This is a genomic window from [Flexibacter] sp. ATCC 35208 (genome assembly GCF_001975825.1).
In the GTDB taxonomy this organism is placed as follows: Bacteria; Bacteroidota; Bacteroidia; order Chitinophagales; family Chitinophagaceae; genus Chitinophaga.
On the sequence record NZ_MTKN01000053.1, the window covers coordinates 37,018 to 56,291 of the forward strand.

At 42.4% G+C, this 19,274-nt stretch carries 13 protein-coding genes; 5 read left to right on the top strand and 8 right to left on the bottom strand.

The features are described 5' to 3' along the window. Positions 1–185: 185 nt before the first annotated feature. The 4 genes from BW716_RS26415 (at position 186) to BW716_RS26430 (ending at position 3,525) form a co-directional block, all read left to right on the top strand. Entirely contained in the window at positions 186–683 is a 498-nt protein-coding gene (locus BW716_RS26415) for a hypothetical protein (RefSeq protein ID WP_143709048.1), read from the top strand. Between the two features lie 656 nt (positions 684–1,339). Beyond that, positions 1,340–1,606 carry a PadR family transcriptional regulator gene (locus BW716_RS26420; RefSeq protein WP_220388834.1) on the top strand — a complete coding sequence of 89 codons (267 nt, stop codon included), beginning with the start codon at positions 1,340–1,342 and terminating at the stop codon, positions 1,604–1,606. A gap of 6 nt (positions 1,607–1,612) precedes the next feature. After that, a complete protein-coding gene (locus BW716_RS26425; RefSeq protein ID WP_083727768.1) occupies positions 1,613–2,188 on the top strand; it encodes a hypothetical protein in 576 nt (191 codons plus the stop codon). Then, the gene (locus BW716_RS26430) at positions 2,185–3,525 is read left to right on the top strand and encodes a S9 family peptidase (protein ID WP_083727770.1); all 1,341 of its coding nucleotides are present in this window, start codon (positions 2,185–2,187) and stop codon (positions 3,523–3,525) included. Before BW716_RS26425 ends, BW716_RS26430 begins: the two co-directional genes overlap by 4 nt. Here BW716_RS26430 and BW716_RS26435 read toward each other — a convergent pair. Continuing rightward, on the bottom strand, positions 3,522–3,878 hold the full coding sequence (locus tag BW716_RS26435) for a DUF2200 domain-containing protein (RefSeq protein ID WP_083727772.1): 357 nt from the start codon (positions 3,876–3,878) through the stop codon (positions 3,522–3,524). The genes BW716_RS26430 and BW716_RS26435 overlap by 4 nt on opposite strands. 135 nt (positions 3,879–4,013) lie before the next feature. Here BW716_RS26435 and BW716_RS26440 point away from each other — a divergent pair, with 135 nt between their 5' ends. Next, entirely contained in the window at positions 4,014–4,898 is an 885-nt protein-coding gene (locus BW716_RS26440; RefSeq protein WP_083727774.1) for an SMP-30/gluconolactonase/LRE family protein, read from the top strand. A 101-nt stretch (positions 4,899–4,999) separates the two neighbouring features. On the opposite strand, the gene BW716_RS26445 is transcribed toward BW716_RS26440, so the two are convergent. The 7 genes from BW716_RS26445 to BW716_RS26475 all read right to left on the bottom strand — a co-directional run. Continuing rightward, entirely contained in the window at positions 5,000–6,085 is a 1,086-nt protein-coding gene (locus tag BW716_RS26445; protein ID WP_083727776.1) for a Gfo/Idh/MocA family protein, read from the bottom strand. A 149-nt stretch (positions 6,086–6,234) separates the two neighbouring features. Next, positions 6,235–7,668, bottom strand: coding sequence for a RagB/SusD family nutrient uptake outer membrane protein (locus tag BW716_RS26450; RefSeq protein ID WP_083727777.1), 1,434 nt, complete (start codon positions 7,666–7,668; stop codon positions 6,235–6,237). 35 nt (positions 7,669–7,703) lie between these two features. Then, on the bottom strand, positions 7,704–10,802 hold the full coding sequence (locus BW716_RS26455) for a SusC/RagA family TonB-linked outer membrane protein (protein WP_083727779.1): 3,099 nt from the start codon (positions 10,800–10,802) through the stop codon (positions 7,704–7,706). Between the two features lie 1,079 nt (positions 10,803–11,881). Then, positions 11,882–14,248: a right-handed parallel beta-helix repeat-containing protein gene (locus BW716_RS26460; protein ID WP_083727781.1), complete on the bottom strand. Its 2,367-nt coding sequence runs from the start codon at positions 14,246–14,248 to the stop codon at positions 11,882–11,884. A 40-nt stretch (positions 14,249–14,288) separates the two neighbouring features. After that, positions 14,289–16,745, bottom strand: a complete 2,457-nt coding sequence (gene galA, locus BW716_RS26465) for a beta-galactosidase GalA (RefSeq protein ID WP_083727783.1) — start codon at positions 16,743–16,745, stop codon at positions 14,289–14,291. 82 nt (positions 16,746–16,827) lie between these two features. After that, entirely contained in the window at positions 16,828–18,918 is a 2,091-nt protein-coding gene (locus tag BW716_RS26470) for an alpha-L-fucosidase (protein WP_235643953.1), read from the bottom strand. A gap of 17 nt (positions 18,919–18,935) precedes the next feature. Next, positions 18,936–19,274: T9SS type A sorting domain-containing protein (locus BW716_RS26475; protein WP_083727787.1), on the bottom strand; the 339-nt coding region annotated here is incomplete at its 5' end.

A 19,274-nucleotide genomic window follows, 5' to 3' on the forward strand; every position in this document is an offset into this window, starting at 1 on the left:
TGACATAAGTAACAGGGATACGCTGGCGCTAAAATTTAAAGAGGACTATGTATTAGCAAAGCAAAAAATTTAAACAGGCAAACACACGCTGACGATTGATGTCTTTCCCTAAAAAGGCACCCTTTCTGTATGAATATTATGATTTTCTTAGCAATATTCACAAAAAGGATAGTTACCTTCATATAATGAAACGCGCCATCATTTTTATCGCGATTTTAATGTCTGCTATAGTGACAAAGGCTCAGTCCCCGCTTTATTCCGGGGCACCCGGCCGATTTTCTGATACTACCAGACAGCATAATAAATGGTTTGTGACTAAATATACCGGCATTTCCACCGGTTTTATGGCATTTAAAGGTGGTAGCAGTACGTTTTTGTCAGCGCCAATGGCATTACAGCTGAACCGTCAGCTGACTAATAACCTCTTTGCCTTTGGTAATATATCTGCCACGCCTACCCTGTTTCAATCCAATAATCTTTTTTACCAGCCCACTACCAGCAAAACCGGCTATGGCCCTATGCAGACCAGGAGCTTTGGCATTTACCCTGCTGCCCAGGTGGGTGTAATGTATATCAGTAATGATAAAACATTTTCCATTTCCGGTAGCGTAAGTGTAAGCAGAAGTAATTCTTACGGCTATTCCCCACTATACGGCGGCCCTGCAGGCGCATTTATGCAATAAAATCCCATCTGACATCGCATAATTAATCCGTACCTACAATCTCCAAAACAGTCCTTTTTTATTTAATATGATAAATAATCATACTTTCTTTGCCTGCATAATCCTCAAAAACATCTATGAGAAAATCAATTCTGACTGTAGGCAATACTTCTTGTAAGCAATAAGTTGTAGAAACAGGCTGTATCATAAAATGACGATACAGCCTGTTTTCTTTGAAAATAGTTTTCATTCCCCATTAGTGAATTCCAACCTGTTTTCCTCCCACGATAATAGTCACCTTAAATTCACATCGTTCCAGACTTTTTTGAGTCAGGCACCGCTTTACATTCTTTAAAAAACCATCTTATTGATCATTCCTGCGGCAAAGTATGTTTGCTGTGTTTTACTACGCGTCCCCCCTATAAGCTGGCCCTTAGCCTGGTCAATCCTAATCGCCTGTGAATGAGTTATTGAGGCAACAAATAAGAGGTATAGTAATCAAAAAAATCTCATATCTGCCCAATCAGGCACTTTGCACCCTCTCATTTCATATTGATAATCAGTATATTTCGAAATTAATAATACCTCGTATTGCATAGTACATCCTAATACCATATATTTGCACCGTGAAAAACGAATTCTTAAAAAATTGGGAGACCCAATTAAAAAAAGGGCTATTGCCATACTTCGTTCTAAAGGCGCTTGACACCAAAGAACGCTATGGCTACGAACTCATTCAGCATCTAAAAGAGGATTTCAATACCGAGGTGACTGAAAGCACCATGTACCCTCTGCTGACCCGACTTCAGAAAGAGGAGTTACTGATTTACAAATGGATAGAACAACCTACGGGCATTCCCCGCAAGTACTATTACATTTCAGACGATGGCAGGGCACACCTGGCAGCAATGAAGAAATCTATAGATGAAAATTTTATAAAATAAACCTGCATGAAAGCAATAGAATTTAAAAACCCAGCCAGCCAGCGAGTGTATAATAACTATATAAATCGTTGTAAAAGAGTCGCACAAATCCTATCTAAGGAAGACCAGGAAGAATGTCTGATGGAGGTGAACAGCTATATCTATGAGTATATCACAGATCACAGGGAGGACGAGATGACAGCATTACTCAATATCCTGGACAGACTAGGCGATCCGGAAATAACACTCAAAGAGGTGGTGGCCAGCAAAAAAATTGACCAGGCTATCAAGACCTTCAATGTCAGGTACCTATTACAGGCGCTGTTCCTGAACCTGAGAAACGGGATCGCTTATATCGTGCTTTCATTAATGACGATTATGCTGGTGACCTTTCCAATATTGATTGTCATGAAAATTATCAAACCGGAAATAACCGGTCTCTGGGTGGGTCCGCATACATTCTTTTTTGGAATCATCAGGAAACAGGAAGGTATCCGGGAAATTGCCGGCAATTACTTTATTCCTATTGCCATTGTTACCTGTATCCTGTTATACTTCATTATTATCTATATTCTTAAAGTAATTAGAAAGAAAAAACCATGAAAAAGATTACCATCACTTTTCTAACCCTGCTCATAGCTATTGCCGGGATTGCACAAGACATCTCTGGTAGCTGGAATGGCAAGCTCGGGCCACTTCGCGTGGTATTAAATATTCAAAAGTCGGATACCGGGTACAACGTTACATTAGATAGTCCGGACCAGGGAGCGAAAGGTATTCCTGTAAGTGAATTCACTTACAACAACCCTGACATGCATTTAAAGATCGATGCCATTCATGCCGCATACACTGGTGAATATAAAACCGATAGTTTAACAGGTACGTTTACCCAGGGAAGTAAAACATTGCCGCTTACATTTGTGAGAGGCACTGTGGAACCTGTCAAACATCCACAGGAACCGACTTTGCCACTTCCTTACTATTCTGAAGATGTCACCTTTGAAAACTCCCAGGCACATATTACGCTGGCTGGCACCCTGACCCTGCCAAAGAAAACCGGCTCCTACCCTGCTGTAATTCTTATCACTGGTAGCGGCCAACAAAACCGGGATGAGGAACTACTGGGACATAAACCATTTCTGATTATTTCAGACTACCTGACCCGTCAGGGAATTGCTGTGTTGAGATATGATGACCGGGGAGTAGCTAAGTCAACCGGTGATTTCAAATCAGCTAACTCATTGGATTTCGCTAACGATGTAGAAAGCGCCATTGCATACCTGAAGACACGCAAAGAAATAAAACAAATTGGATTGATGGGGCATAGCGAAGGCGGATTGATCGCGCCAATAGTCGCAGCAAGAAATAAAAATGTTGCTTTCATTGTGATGCTGGCCGGTACAGGTATCAGGGGTGATGAATTGCTCCTCAAACAAACAGCATTGATTTTACATGCACAAGGAACACCGGATAGTGCCATTACAAAAATTAATACGACGAATAAAGGAGCTTTTGACATCATCGTCAACAATGATGATGATAGTACGATCAAAAGGGACCTGACATCCTATTATAAGCAATTGGGAGAAGGGAATCCGGAAGAGGAGGTGAAAGAAATGATGCGTCCATGGCCATGGATCAAGTTCTTTATCAAATATGATCCAACTACTTCCCTCCGAAAAGTGCATTGTCCTGTGCTGGCAGTAAATGGTGAAAAGGACCTGCAGGTACCCCCAAAGGACAACCTGCCAAAGATAGCGGCAGCGTTGAAAGAAGCAGGGAATAAGGATGTAACGATCAAAGAGTATGAGGGTTTAAATCACCTGTTCCAGGAGTGTAAAACGGGTAGTCCTACAGAGTATGCGAGGATCGAACAGACCTTTTCGCCGTTAGTGTTAGAAGATATTACTAAATGGATTAAAATAAGGACGGTGCATTAGTGCTCCGTCCTTAATATCTTTTCCATCTTCTTCCCTTTGGCCAACTCATCCACCAGCTTATCTAAGTACCTTATCTGTTGGGTTAAGGGGTTGTCGATCTCCTCTACACGATAGCCACAGATCACACCGGTAATGAGGTGCGCATTGGGGTTTAAGGTTGCCTTTTGGAAGAAGATGTCAAAAGTTACTTTTTCTTTAATGAGTTCGGTTTGTTGATGGATATTGAAGCCGGTTAACCATTCGATCACCTGATCCAGTTCTTCTTTTGTCCGGCCTTTCTTTTCTACCTTTTGGAGGTACATGGGGTAGACACCGGCGAAGGTAAGTTTTGCGATGCGTTCATGATGGTCCATATTTAAAGATAGTTATTATTGGTTTATGGGTTCTCCCTTAAGCAATAAAAAGTGCGTGTAATATGAATTGTAAAATCGTTTCTTTAATGATCGTAAAGTTCTTTTACTTATTTTGGGGAAGAGAAAAATAATTATATGAACAGCATCCACGCTTTAATTACTTTTTGTTTGATTTCGACCCAGGTAACCGCCCAGATCAGTGTAGTCGCGCCTGGTGCTCAACTAATAAAACTCCCTGCAACATTTGCTTTTTCAGAAGGTCCGGCGGTGAATAAGAAAGGAGATATTTATTTCACTGACCAACCGAATGATAAAATATGGAAGTATGATACGAAAGGGAGACTCACTTTATTTATGGATAAGACCGGGCGTTCCAATGGTTTGTATTTTGATCAAAAAGGTAACCTGATTGCATGTGCAGATGAAAAGGATGAGCTTTGGTCTATTAGCCCTGATAAAAAAGTAACCGTGTTACTGAGTCAATTTGAAGGCAAGCGGTTAAATGGGCCGAATGATTTATGGATTGATCCCAAAGGTGGGATTTACTTTACTGATCCGTATTATCAAAGAGAATATTGGGATCGAAAACAGCCTGATATTGCCGGACAGAAGGTATATTATTTGCGTAAAGGAGAAAGTAAACCGATAATAGTGGAAGATGGTGTCGTAAAACCGAATGGGATAGTTGGCACCCCAGATGGAAAGTATTTGTATGTGGCGGATATAGCAGCGAATAAGACTTATAGATTTGAGATCAATGCGGATGGGAGTTTGGCAAATAAGCAGGAGTTTGTGCCGCAGGGTTCTGATGGGATGACGCTGGATAGTGAGGGAAATTTGTATATAACCGGAAATGGGGTGACGGTGTATGATAACACAGGTAAAAAACTGGGGAATATACCGGTTTCGAAGAGCTGGACGGGGAATGTGTGTTTTGGAGGGAAAGATAGGAAGCTATTGTTTATAACAGCGTCAGAGGGGGTGTATACGTTGAGGATGAAGGTGAGAGGGGTAGAATAAATAAAAGTTTCCAGGCTTTTACCCGGTTGGTCTTCTGTTGAATGGCCACCCTGATTCTTGCCCCCTCCTGCACTTCCGCTGGAATATAATGATTCATCTGATCATAGATGCAGGTTTACCTTTTTGCCCGTACGTGCTGCCTCATAAATAGCATCTATAATCTTCAGGTCTTTAACGGCTTCTTCGCCATTGACAGGCACGATGGGTTGTTTGTTATCAAAAATAATGGCGGCCATTTCATCCATTTGAACTGCCTGGTGAATGGTATGGGGTTTGGTTAATTCTCCTTTGTTAGTACGTCCTTTAATGGGTCCGTAGTTAGTAGAGGGCTGCATTTCAGCAAAGCCTTTATCTCCGTTCAGGAAGAACTTGTCCAGGTTGTTCATCGCATAAGTAGACAGACAGGAGGCGGTAGCGCCACTGGGAAAGCCGAATTGAAACTGGATCGTTTCGTCTACACCTTCTTTAAATTTTACATGGTCTGTTTTGGTTTCCTGTGCCGTTACCCACACAGGGTCCTCGCCTGTCATATATCTTGCGCCATTGATGGCATAGATGCCGATATCCATGATTGATCCTCCGCCGGCTAATTGTTTATTAAGGCGCCATTGGCTGGGATCCCCGATCTTAAATCCACAAAGGCCCTGAAAAAAGAGAATCTTGCCGAAATCGCCGTTATTTCGCATTCTGATGACTTCGAGCGTATTGGGTTCAAAGTGCATACGATAACCTACCAGGAGCTTTACATTGGCCTTTTTACAGGCATCTATCATTTCCTGCCCTTCTTTTGCATTAAGTGCCATTGGCTTTTCACAAATCGCATGTTTACCTGCTTTTGCAACGCGGATGACCTGGTCATGATGTAGGGCATTAGGTGTAATGACGTACACAGCGTCTATATCAGGGTTATTTTTGATCTCGTCAAAGTTCTCATAGTTATAGCAATTCTTCTCCGGAATATTGTATTTGGCCTGCCATGCTTTGATCTTTGAAGGCGTGCCACTGATGACCCCGACGAGTTTGACGCGCGAGCAGGATTGGATGGCTTCGGCAACGCGGGAGCCGTACCCTCCCAGCCCACAGATGGCGACACGAAGGGGTTTCTCTTCGTACAGCTTGAAATTGGTAAATGGAATGGCAATAGAAGCCATGGCAAGGTTTTGTAAAAAGACACGACGGGAATTCATAATTGTAAGGTTGATATGGGTTATTTACCTAAGATAGGGAATTATTTTCAAGGTTTGGCAACCATAACAGGAAAGCCGGAGACAGAATCTCCGGCTTTCCTGTTATGGTAGGTATCCCTATTACATTTTACACAAAAACGTCAATACCATTAGTACGAAGGATTCTGCTCATCTGCTAAATTGGAATTGGCTTTTATTTCAGTATAAGGGATAGGCGCAATTCTTCTAAAATCTGCATAAGCAACAGAAAGGTAACTACTGGTTACAGAAAGCCCTCCCTGGTTGATTCTTCGTACCACAGTTAATCCCAACCTGTTCAAATCAAAGATACGATCTCCTTCAAAAGCCAGTTCTTTACGCCTTTCATCGATGATTGTATCAATCAGTGGCTGGCCGCTTAAAGAATATGCAGTTAAACTTTGATCCCTGTTCCGGGCAAGTGTATTCAAATACTCCAAAGCAACGCTATTTTGTTCCAAACGGGCGGCTGATTCAGACGCAATCAAATAAACTTCTGCTAAACGGATGACTTTGATATTATCTCTGTCCGTATTTCCGCCATTGGGATATTTATTGACAACATAAGCGCTCTTCCCAACCTTTGTAGTTCCCTCCAGCAGCAGGGTACGCCTTTCATCTGTTTCAGAAAAAGAACGATAAAATGTTGAATCGCAATAAATATCGTTATATCCATTATTATATAGGCGTGCTAAATCGCTGGACCCATTATTATTTGTAGCGTCGGCATCTACTTCAAACAGTACCTCTACCTTGTCCGTTTTCGCTGCTGCATTTGCCCAGAAAGATGCATAGGCAGATGAAGAAGATGTCAGGGTAAAACCCGAATTATCGATTACGTCTTTAGCTGTAGTTAATGCTTTATCATATTGCCTGGAGTAAAAATAAGTTTTAGCTAACAATGCTTCAACTGCATATTTACTGATTGTAATTGAGCTGGTATAATCTCCGATGTTAGAGAGTGCTGCCTGTAAATCGCTTTCTATCTGATTATATACCTGCCCGATTGAACTTCTTTTTGGTTTATTTGCAGGATTGTCCTCCAACACAATCGGGACCCCTAAGCCGGAAGTATCTTCATAATTACGTGCATAAATATTGATCAGCTTAAAGTACACCAGGGCTCTGATAGCATAAGCCTGTGATTTAAGTTCGTCAATCGCTGCCTGATCTCCTGAGGGTGAAGCATTGATGATGTTGTTTGCACGTAGAATAGCTGTGTAAGCATTATTCCAGATGGTAGAATAATAACTATCATCACTAATAAATGTGTACTGATAAATGGTCAGGAACCTGCCTGTATTACCTGTTTGCACAAAGCTATTATCTGCCAGCAGATCTCCTATAATCGGCAAATCAGCCCCATAGAGGCCCAGGGCTCTCAGTTCTGCATAGGCGCCATTTAATGCGCTCTGCATGGAACTTTTGTCTGTGATGGCCTCTGAAGTTGAAACAGCATCTTCGGGAAGCCTTTCAATGAAATTTTTCGAACAGGATGCCATCAACGCAGAAACTGTTATTAGCTGAAGTACAAATCTTAAATATCTGGATTTAAATATTTTCATTATGATGGTGATTTGTCAATAATTAATAAAATTTGTTAGAAACCTATTTTCACTCCACCGACGATTGTTTTGACAGCTGGAGCATTCAGGTTGGCCACATTTTTAATGCCCTGTTCCGGATCAAACGGCAGGTACTTATCTGTTCCAAATGTCCAGAAATTGGTTGCATTTACATAGGCAGAAACATTAGCGACCCTTAAATGCTTTAATAAGGAGGCAGGAACTGAGTAAGTGAATTGCACGTTTCTTAACCGTATATAATTTCCTTTATACAAATATCTTGTAGAGGATGCATAGGAGGATGTAGAATTGGTTGTGGACAATTTTGGTACATTGGTGTTGGTATTTTCAGGAGTCCATGCCTGCAACTGCCGGTTCGATTGTCCTTCTGAACCATAATATGCCCCATCACTATTATAGTAAGTTGCATAAGTGTCAAACAAATAATTCCCGAAATTGTAGGAAAAGGTACCTGACAAAGAGAATTGCTTGTAAGTAAATGTATTCGTAAATCCGCCAAACCATTTAGGTGATGCTGATTTTCCGGTAAAGTCTTTACTAACTTTTGATATTGTACTGGTGGTGGCAGTATCCGCAGCATTTGTGTACCACATAGGATTACCATTCTCTTTGTCAACACCAGCCCAGTTTCTTAAATAATATTCCTGTACATCGTGTCCTTCTGCAATCATAAAACTGCCATTGGATATAGGATTTCCTCCATACAGTTTATTCACCCTGTTGCGGTTGTGAGCAATATTAAACGATACATCCCAGGTAAAATCTTTTGTCTTAACCGGTGTTCCTGTAATGGTAAATTCGATACCACGGTTTGTCATGGCGCCTACATTCATTAATTCGCCGCCACTATACCCGGTGGTGTAGGACAATGGAACTGTCACCAACAGGTTGCTGGTTTTTCGGTGGTAAAGATCAATTGTACCGGCTAACCTATTGCCAAAAAATGCCCAGTCAAGACCTATATCAGCATTCTTGTTTTTCTCCCAGGTCAGATCTTCATTTTTCACATTTGTGGGTGCACTTCCTACATCTCCTCCATAGTTATAGCCATAGCCATATGTGCCGATGGATTGATAGTTTCCGAAGCCTAAAGAGTTCCCGTTTTCACCATAGGAAATTCTTAGCTTCAGCAGGTTCAGCCAGTTAATATCTTTAAGAGCAGTTTCTTCACTCACATTCCAGGATGCGCCGACAGAGAAAAAGCTACCCCAGCGATGATTCTCACCAAAAACGGAAGATCCGTCTAACCGATAGCTGCCGGAAAGGATATATTTATCTCTGAAACTGAATATGGCATTAGATAAATAAGAATTTGTAGCGTTGTAACCTGTACCACTTGTAAAGGATAACGGATTGGCTGCGTTCACCGCATTGGTAAGTTTCAGATTTAAAGGCAAACCTGATGCACTTGAATTATCATAGCTTCTGTTGTACTTATAGGCTTCCTGACCTACCGTTACATCTATAGTAAAATCTTTATTGTAATTCAGGTTGGCATGATAGTTCAGCAGGTTATTAAATGTCCAGTCAAAAATGTTTGTATTATAGATCGTAACTCTTCCTGGATTTTCAGTCGCATAACCATCTCCGTAAAATGGGTTGTAATATTTATATTCATGAATATAGAAATATTCCCCGCTGAATCTCGAAGTGAATTTCAGGTTAGGCAGGATTTTATATTCACCCGAAACGGCTCCTCTGAAGTTTGCAGTCTTAGCAGAATTTTTATCCCATGCGGCTATGATAAGTGGATTATAATTGTCTCCTGCAATAAGTGGGAAATTCCCGTTTCCGCCACCATAATCGTTTGCTGATCCGTAGTTAAAAGACCCATCTGCATTCCGCGTAGAATACCACGGAAGGGCAAAATAAATGTTCCCTGCCGGATTCGAAAAATAGCCACTATTGGAAGGTGTTCTTTGTTCAGAGTAGGTACCATTGATGTTGGTACTAAAAGAAAGACGTTCATTTACCTTTGAATTTATTGATAAAGCGCCATTATACCTCTTGAAATGGGAAGCAATAGTTGCTCCCTCCTGGTTAAAATATCCGCTGGACGCGTAATATTGTGTTTTGTCGTTCCCGCCGGACAAACTCAGGTTATATTGGCTTTGCAGGCCTGTCTGGTAAACCACGTCACGCCAATTGGTATTCACTGTAGAATCTACCCCGTAATTATCGACCATGACTGATTTTGCTTCATCTGCATCGGATGCCTCTCCGCCATTGATAATTGCCTGGCTGAATGCCTTCATGTATTCCGACGTTGTCATAGGCCTGTTGTTATTATTCCAAAAGGCATTTGAATTAGCCCCCCATGTTCCACTAAAGTTAATCTGGCTTTTTCCTGCCTTCCCTTTTTTGGTGGTCACAATAATAACTCCATTTGCAGCCCTTGATCCATATAGTGTAGTAGCACTTGCATCTTTCAAAACGGTGATGGTTTCAATATCATCCGGGTTCAAACTACTTAACGCATTAGCTGTTGTAGTTTGAGAAGTAAGATCACCAGAAGTAGCGATGGCGCCATCAATTACCCATAATGGGCTGGAACTTGCATTAATAGAACCGATACCACGCAAACGAACATCTGTATTAGAGCCGGGTGCACCGGAGGAAGAAGTGATTTGCAGGCCCGCAACGGCACCCTGCAATGTCTTATCAGGAGAGGTAAAGGGTTTGTCGGCAAGTTCGTTTCCATTCACGGTAGCCAAAGCGCCTGTCACCAGCTTTTTGGTGGAGGTACCGTAAGCGACTACAATCACTTCGCCCAGTATTCCGGAAGTTGTTTTTAAACGAATTTGAACGTTGCCTTCAGTGTTAGTTATTTTTTGGGAATAGGTTTCAAAACCTAATGATTTAACTTCAATCTCGTCAGAAGTATTATTATTGGGTAATCCCAAATTGAACCTCCCATCCGCTCCGACAATCGCAAATACCTTTGTACCCTTCAATTTGACGCTTGCCCCAGGAATCGGTACGCCGTTATAATCTGTTACTATTCCAGTAATACTACTTCGTTGCTGTGCCCGAATAATATTTGGGGGAAATATACCCACTAACATTATGACAATGACAAGTAACCTGGCAAAATTCATTGTTTTGCTCATCATAAATCCTTTTAGATTTTAGTTGAAATAAAATGGTTATACGCCACATTGTTTTACACAATACGGCAATGCTGCTGTAGCTTATATAAAGAAATCGGTGGTGGTGGAGGCATTAATAATTCTAATCAGTATTGCATCGTTTTAGTGTGATAAAATGTAGTTGGCGCGCTTTTGGATTTTTATAAGCTGGGACAAATTGCTATGGGTGCGGTACTAACGCTTCATGGTTTGTCTGCTATAGTTGTATACAGTGGTTTAGATATCTGATAAATTAATTCAGGATTGCAGAAGTGTATTATTGGCGGTGGCTTGTCAATGGAAATAAAAAGCCCGACAGAGGGTGCCCCCTGTATCATTATTCGCACACTCCTTGTTGGTTTTCTTATGTTGACCTATCTGCTTCTTTATCTATTAGATTAAATTGGTTGAAAAGTGATTTGATTGATTTTAATTTTTCCGAAAGAATTTCATTGATTTTGATTTTTGCGCCATTATTGTGGCAGCATTTGCAGGTTGTAAGGTAATTGCTATCTTGTTCACGCCATTGCTCCTTCAGTACCTTCATTGGATACTAAATATGCCTTTACGGGCGCCTCTATAGTGCTTTAAAATGAAATGTACTCACCAGCATGCATGGAGTGTTAACCCTCCACGTCCCGCCCTCGACTATTGCAGGTATTTTTTGCCGGTTTGTTGTTGCTGCTTATTTTTCTTATTCACCTAAAGTTCAACTTGCTTATGAAACTATGGAAAGGTGAAGCCACCTGATATCCAAGGAACAAACTCTCTTGAAATATTTTCCATGTAATGGGCTAGTTTTCAACAGGATGGATTACCCTGTTTTACGGGTTCTCAGTGTGTCATCATCTATAAGAAAAGTAATAAGGTTTTTGCGAAGGTAATATATTTTTTTAGTCAACAAAGATTGCAGGACAATATTTTTTTTCAATTCTGTTAGTAATTTATTGGATGAAAGACCAGCCAGGTTAAAATGCTTTCATTAATGCCAAAGTTCTGCTCGCTGTTACTGGAATCACTATTTAACTATGACTAAATCTAATATTGGATTTATGATAAGAAGGTTATTTAAAAAAGAACAACGACTTCCTGATTTCTTTCTGATTTCGAAAAATTGCTATGTCAGTACTTGTACCAATCACCCTCATCAAGGCTTCCCTTAGATCCCCGACATTGTCAATTCTTTTCCCATTCAAATAGAGAATGACATCATTGGGCTGTAGTAATTTTGCTGCGGCAGTACCTGGCATAACCGATACGACCAACGCTCCCCTTGTTTCATCCATGCCCGTGGCAGACCGCTCCCCCAGCGTACGCAGGGTCTTTACCTTCGCGCCCATAAATTCAATGGCTTCATCCCCATCTGCATAATTTACTGCTACAATTGACGGCAGGGGAATCTTTTTTGCCAGTGCCTTCAGCTTAGGAGAAACAACGCCAAAACTATCCATTGGAAAGTTTTTAAAACCTATTTCAAAAGCTTTTGAACCATCCTTTAGCCTGAAATCGCCTTGTTCCGGATGCTGAAAATCAAGCGGAACGCATACAGAATGTCTATCTGTCCCCCTTTCCCAGGCCGCTTTCAGCGAAACTGAATCCGGAAAGACATTATAGTCGACCTCCTGCCCCCATACCTTAATGCCAATAGGCAGGTAACCGGTAGCAACAACATTATGTTTAGAAACATCGTTGCTGTTGTCAAACCACACATGCGGATGAAAGGTGTTATTAACCATAATATTATTTTCTACTACCCTGTTCACGCCTTCTCTAAGTTTTATGCCGCCGTTTAAACAAAGATTATCATAGATCCGGTAATTGCTGGAGCCATCGTCCAGATCGATATCCCAACCGTGATCGCAACGCATGCGGTTATGATGTAGCAAAATAGGGTCTACTACATCCAATAGTACAAGATCAAAGTTGGTAGCCACAATAGAGTCAAGTTTCTTCTTATCCGGGTGCCAGTACCGGTCCCGCCCCCAGGAATTAAAAGAGCCATGATCGCCGCTTTCTTTAACTGTATTGAATACATCATTATAGGCGATCTCATGCCCGCCCCAGGTTCCTTCACTAACATTTATACCGGCACGCGGAACGTCATAAATAGTATTATGGCTCGCAGTAATATGTCGGCACATTGACAGCTCAATGCCGGCTGATTGTTTTTCAACCATACCAAGGTTAAATAGCAGGTTATTGTATACACTGCATGATGCCGGATAATTATTGGTGCTGGGCCCGGGAGAGCGGTCCATCTCTTCCAATGGAACAAATTCGTTATACTCAAATCTGGGTGAACGTACCGCGGCAGGGTCGCCCACAAAACATACAGCACTGGCGCCAATGTCGGAAATCAAACAGCCTGAAACCTCGCAATACCGGTTATAATTGTTAAAGAAGATGGCATTGCCTCCTACATCCCTGATTACACAGTCAGCTATCCCGCAATGAATCGCTCCGGTAAAGAGAACGGCCCCTCCGCGGTAAATAGTCCAATCACTTCGCAACAATGGTTCTTTGTTCTCCATGAAAGTGCGCAGCGTATGCATGAGCGTAAGTCCACTAATTCGAATATTCTTCACGGGTGCAGCTTCGGTTCCTTTGAATTCAATGAGATGACGAATCCGGGGTGTTTCAAACGTTGCGGTCTTTATATCAAGCCCTTCTGGTGGATAATAATATAACAAACCGCTTTGCTTATCGTAGTACCATTCCCCGGGTGAATCCAGTTCCTCAAAAATGTTCTCTACAAAACGGTGGACGGGATGCATGCCCATACGCCTGTTATTCTGCCATCCGCCCTCAAGCATAAGTTCGCCCAGGCTATCCTTCCCTTTGATCAGATAATGAAAATCACCCCATTCCGAGCGGTGGAGCGCATGTACATAACCCCCACCAGGATTTTGCCAACGGGCAGTTCTTTCCTTGCTTAAAGCATCGGCTGCAGTCCCCCCCAGGAAGCGGGCCGACGAGTCATAATCAGGATAACGGGCCATATGTTGTAAGCGGCGATTAACGAATAGCTGGTCAAAAATATGGTCTGGCCCTACCCTGGTTTGCCAAACACCACCTTTATATTTTCTCCACCGAAGGTTTTGCAACCGTACTCCCCCGCTGATAGTGACCGTTTCATTTTCAACATTGGTTATAGTGAGGATTTCACCATCTCCCCTGGAATCTGCCGGCGTAAAAACAATAGGGCTTTCCAGGTAATAAGTACCCCCAAAAAGCCTGATGATCACTTGCCCCTGGGTTGTCCGGGCCGCCGCAAGGGCTTTCGTAATAGACAAAAATGGCTGCTGTGGGGTTCCTGTATTAGTATCGCTACCATTGGATGAAACATAATAAGTGGTTTGTGAAAGAGCACATACCGGCAATACAAAAATCATTACATAAAATGCAACCACTATTCTGTTTATTTTAATCATCCCTATGTCTCTTTAGCCGTTTTTAAAAGAAATTATATAACTATTGCACCTTTATAGTTACTGTCGATCCCGGGAGAGTTTCTGAAATAGCCTTTAAGCGTATTTCTCCTGCGGCTTTACCTGATTGCACCAATACCTGGCAATAGCCGTTGAATGCTCTTCGCTGATTTGTATTCTCCGGGTCGTGGCAGCTTGGATCGCCATTACCGGTTCCAATGATCTTGCCGGGTCCTTCAACAAAAAATTGAACATAATTATTAGCTGTAGGTACCACCCTTCCGATGCTATCTCTAATGGCTACATTTACAACCGCAACATCACAGCCATCAGCCTTTAAATAATCTACATCGCTTGCCAATGTCAATTTTTCGGGAGCTGTAGTTGTTTCTATCAGCTGACTGGCTACTTGCTGGCCGTTATTGTAGCCCCTTGCCTCAAGACTCCCGGGGTGATAAACTACTTCCCACTCAAAATATTCAAATGGTACGGCTTTCATCCTACCCACACTTTCCCCGTTAACAAATAGCGCTACTTCTTCACAATTGCTGTATCCCCTGATCTTTATTTTTTGTCCTACTTTTCCAGGCCAGTTCCAATGTGGGAAGACATGTACCAAAGGTGTGTCTGTCCAGGCAGCCTTGTAGGCATAATATCCGTCTTTCGGAAAACCGCATAAATCCATAATACCAAAATGGGAGCTAACACAGGGCCACCCATAAGGAGTGGGCTCTCCGCGGTAGTCAAATCCTGTCCATACAAAAGTGCCCCCTAAGAACGGGTACTGAACAATGTGTTTCCAATCCTGACCAGGTTGCAGCCCCCATCCTATCCCCAATCCAAAGTTGGAAACATAACCTAACCCTCCATTATCTTCATATTCGCCCCGGGTGGAAACATAGCTGGTAGACTCGGTAACAAACATTTTACGCCTGGGATATTGAAGATGGTCTTTCACGTACTGCATTCCCCTTTGACCATAGTTATAGCCTACTACATCCAGCACATCGCTATATCCGCCTTCATTCCAACCGTGGTTCATGGCTGCCGACACGGGTCGCGTATCATCTAACTCATGTGCTACTTCCACAAGTGATTCAAGTATTCTTCTCCCTGTTACATTACCTTCCAGGGACTCCTCATTTTCCAGGTTCCACATAAATACCGAAGGATGATTACGGTCGCGGCGGATCATAGTTGTTAAATCCTCTTTCCCTTGTGCACTTGATGACAATAACCGGTTTTCATCTAAAACCAACATGCCGATGCTATCACAGATATCGAGTAGCTCAGGTGTAGGCGGATGATGAGCGCAACGGTAGCCATTACTACCCATTTCTTTTAAAAGCTTCAGCTTATACGCGTTTAATTTATCAGGCAATGCCACACCCACACCAGCAAAATCCTGATGATTGGCAGTGCCTTTTATAGGATAAAGCTTTCCATTAAGGAAAAAGCCATTTGTGGTAATCTCCACTGTTCTTATGCCAAACGTGGTTTCATAATCATCAACGGCAATGCCATTTTCAACAATTTCAGTTTTCACTTTGTAAAGAGAGGGCGTTTCCGGTGACCAGAGCTGCGGTCTTACTACATTAGCCTGCTGCTTTATAGTTAGCTTACTGTGTTTGGGTATTGACAGGGAGTTGCTTTGAGTGTTCAGCACCGTCCCGTTTTTAGCTAAAATTTTTGAAACGAGTGTAAATTTCCTATCGACATTATCATCATTTTGCAACGTAGTGCCGATACTCACGGTTGCTTTCTGAGTGGTAACAATGGGCGTTGTAATATGAGTACCATACTGGTCAACATGCAGTTTCGCGGTTTTAGTCAGCCAAACATGCCTGTAAATACCACAGCCCTCATACCACCATCCTTCAAAATCTGTTGCATCCACCTTCACCAGTATTACATTCTTTCCTTCCGTCCCGTATCGCAGCACATCTGTAAGATCGTAAGTGGAAGGTAGGTAACCACTTTCATGATTGCCCATAAGATGACCGTTCACCCAAACCGTACTGTTACGGAAAATACCATCAAAATCAATTGAGATCATCTTTCCTTCATCTCCTTCCGGTATCTCAAACTCTTTCCTGTAAAAACCTATACCTGCTGGCCGGTAACCATTACCGGCAGGCTGACTGCCAATGTTATCATCGTGCACAAAGGGCTCCCCCACCAACCAGTCGTGTGGCAGGTTTACATTCATCCAGTCACCAGGCTTATAATCTGCCACCTTATTCTTATCGGTATAAGCAATAACGGCTTCCTCCACAGTCACTACTTTTACATTAGCGTCACTTAAGCCTCCCTGCTTTCCGGCTTTTACAGCACGCTTTATAGCAATGTCGCCTTTGTGAAACTGCCAGTCTTCATCAAAATTTATCCTCGCCCTTTTTACAGGAGTTCCCTCCGTTCGATGCTGTGCTGACAGGTAAAAATTACCTGTTAAGGTGAGTATAATTACCCCAATTGCTAAAACAAGAAATCTGTAAATCATAAATCTAATTCTAAAATTATTGTCCTCATAAACCCAGGTGCGGTTCTCCCCCACCCTGGCAAGCGGATAAGGCTTACCAGATTTATTTTGTGATCACGTCTACTTCCGCATATCCGGCATCATTATTACCATTCACCTCACGCACTGCGCGGAGTTTTATATAACGGGCATTTATCGGTGTAAAGCTTCTCGTTTGCCACAAAGGGTTGTTTTTTATATTTGGAAACTCTCCTTCATCTACCAGCTTCCACTCCGTATTATCGGGCGAAACAAAAAATTGATATTTTGCAATTGCACCCGTGGTATTTCCCTGGTCTGGCAGATATTTGAACCCACATAGCTTTTGCTCACCTCCCAAATCGAGAACCAGATCAATGGGCATTTTTTCATCCTTGCTTTGATGCCACGCAGTAGATGGATTTCCATCCAGGATCAGGTTTGCCTTTTCATCGGCTAGTCCGACAATTCTCCAGTTCTTCCGGGAAATATCAAATTTTTCCCGGGACACAGGACTACTTTTACCAGTAGCTGGTTCATAGGCAATAGCACTTATTTCCAACTTCCCCTCTGAAGGAAAGGGACCCGTGTATTTTTTTGATTTTGAAGTAGGCTGCCCGCTAGCCAACGTGTAGTAAATAACCGACTCCATATCCGCCGGAGTGATGGTTACTTCACCAGATTGATTTCTGGTAATAGAAGGAGCAGCAAGGATTTGCGGTGCATTGTAAATGCCGATATTGGAAATGACAGGGCAGCTTTTCGAACCAGTAATATTTAACCGAACCGCTGTTGCCTTTATCGCCGGAAAACGAAGGATACGCTTATACCCGATGGTCGTAGCTTTAGCCAGCTGCATCCAATGTCCATCAACAAGGGCCTCTACAGTGAAGGCTTTCACGCGTTGTCCTAACCGGATATATTCCTGTACCAGGAAACGGTTGAACGTGGTTGGTTTACCAAAATCTATCGTTAGCGACGCGTTAGTCACATCATCATCAGTGGCCCAATAAGTATCGTTGATATTATCAATAGACTTATCGGGGCCAAACTCATTGGCATTTCCGCGAACATTGGAGGCACTCGCCTTCTTATTTGCAGCCAGGTTCACAGCAAATGCTTCCTTTACAGCCCTGGCCAATCCGAGTGCTGCTTTTTCATCGTTTGGATGAATCAGCCCATTGGGCATAATCGGGAAATTAAGCAGTAATGTGCCATTGCGTCCGATGGAATTGTAGTACGTTTCCATTAATTGCGGCACCGTTTTTACCTGGCTATCTTCATGTGGATGATAGAACCATTCTGGTCTGATGGAAGTATTGACTTCGGCGGGCACCCAGGAATCCCCATTTTCCAGACCATGATGCAACATATTCCATTCCACCTCGCCTTTGGCATTTAGCAAACTCCAGTTCGTTTCGCCCACTAAGCCACCTTCAGTACCGACCCAGCGTAGATCGGCCCTGTCACCACCGTCATTCCATATTACGCAGTCAGGTTGTAGCCTGCGGATCAGCTTATAAGTATTCTGCCAGTCATAATAGGTAGTGCGGTCAATTGTGCGTGTTTCATTAGCGCCGCCATAGTATCCTGAACCACCATTGGCGCCGTCAAACCATACCTCGAAAATCGGTCCGTAGTTAGTGAGGAGTTCTGTCAGCTGATTCCGGAAGTAAGTGATATACTCCGGCTTTCCATAATCGGGGCTATTTCTATCCCAGGGTGATAGATAGATACCCAGTTTTAAGCCGTATTCTCTACAGGCATCTGCCAATTCCCGCACCACATCGCCATGGCCATTTTTCCATGGCGCATTTTTCACAGAATACTCCGTGTATTTAGATGGCCAGAGACAAAAACCGCAGTGATGCTTTACCGTAAGGATAATTCCTTTCATACCGGCATCCCTGCATATTCGGGCCCATTGGCGACAATCCAGTTTCAACGGATTAAATAACTTTACATCCTCATTGCCAAATCCCCATGATTGATCCGTATAAGTATTTAAGGAGAAATGGACAAAAGCATAGTATTTCATCTCCTGCCATCTCATTTGATTTTCTGTTGGCACCGGGCCATATGGATCCGGTGCCTTTTTCTGGGCATAGTTATTACTAATTGAACACAGGAAGAAAGCGACTCCACAAAGCCAATATTTCATCATACGAATAATCATATCAATATTATTTTGAACTAATTTATCTTAACAACCTTGAATGTTTTTACCCATTTTGCGGCTTCTACCCGAATTATATAAGTACCGGTTTTCAAGGAAGCGCCCATTGACATCAGGCTTGAAACCGAAGTACGTTTAACCGTTTCAAGCTGCCTGCCTGCAAGGTCGAATATAATAATACGTTTTACTTCCTCAGTTTTATCAATCGCTATATTAAAAGTTGACGTGAAAGGATTTGGGTATAATGAAACATGATGGTTGGTCTGCTGCAATAATAAAGAATCCGTAACCGTTGATTTCCGGGCCTGAGCAACAGTCCCTATTGTCCATAACTGATTATGAAGTTGTTTATACTT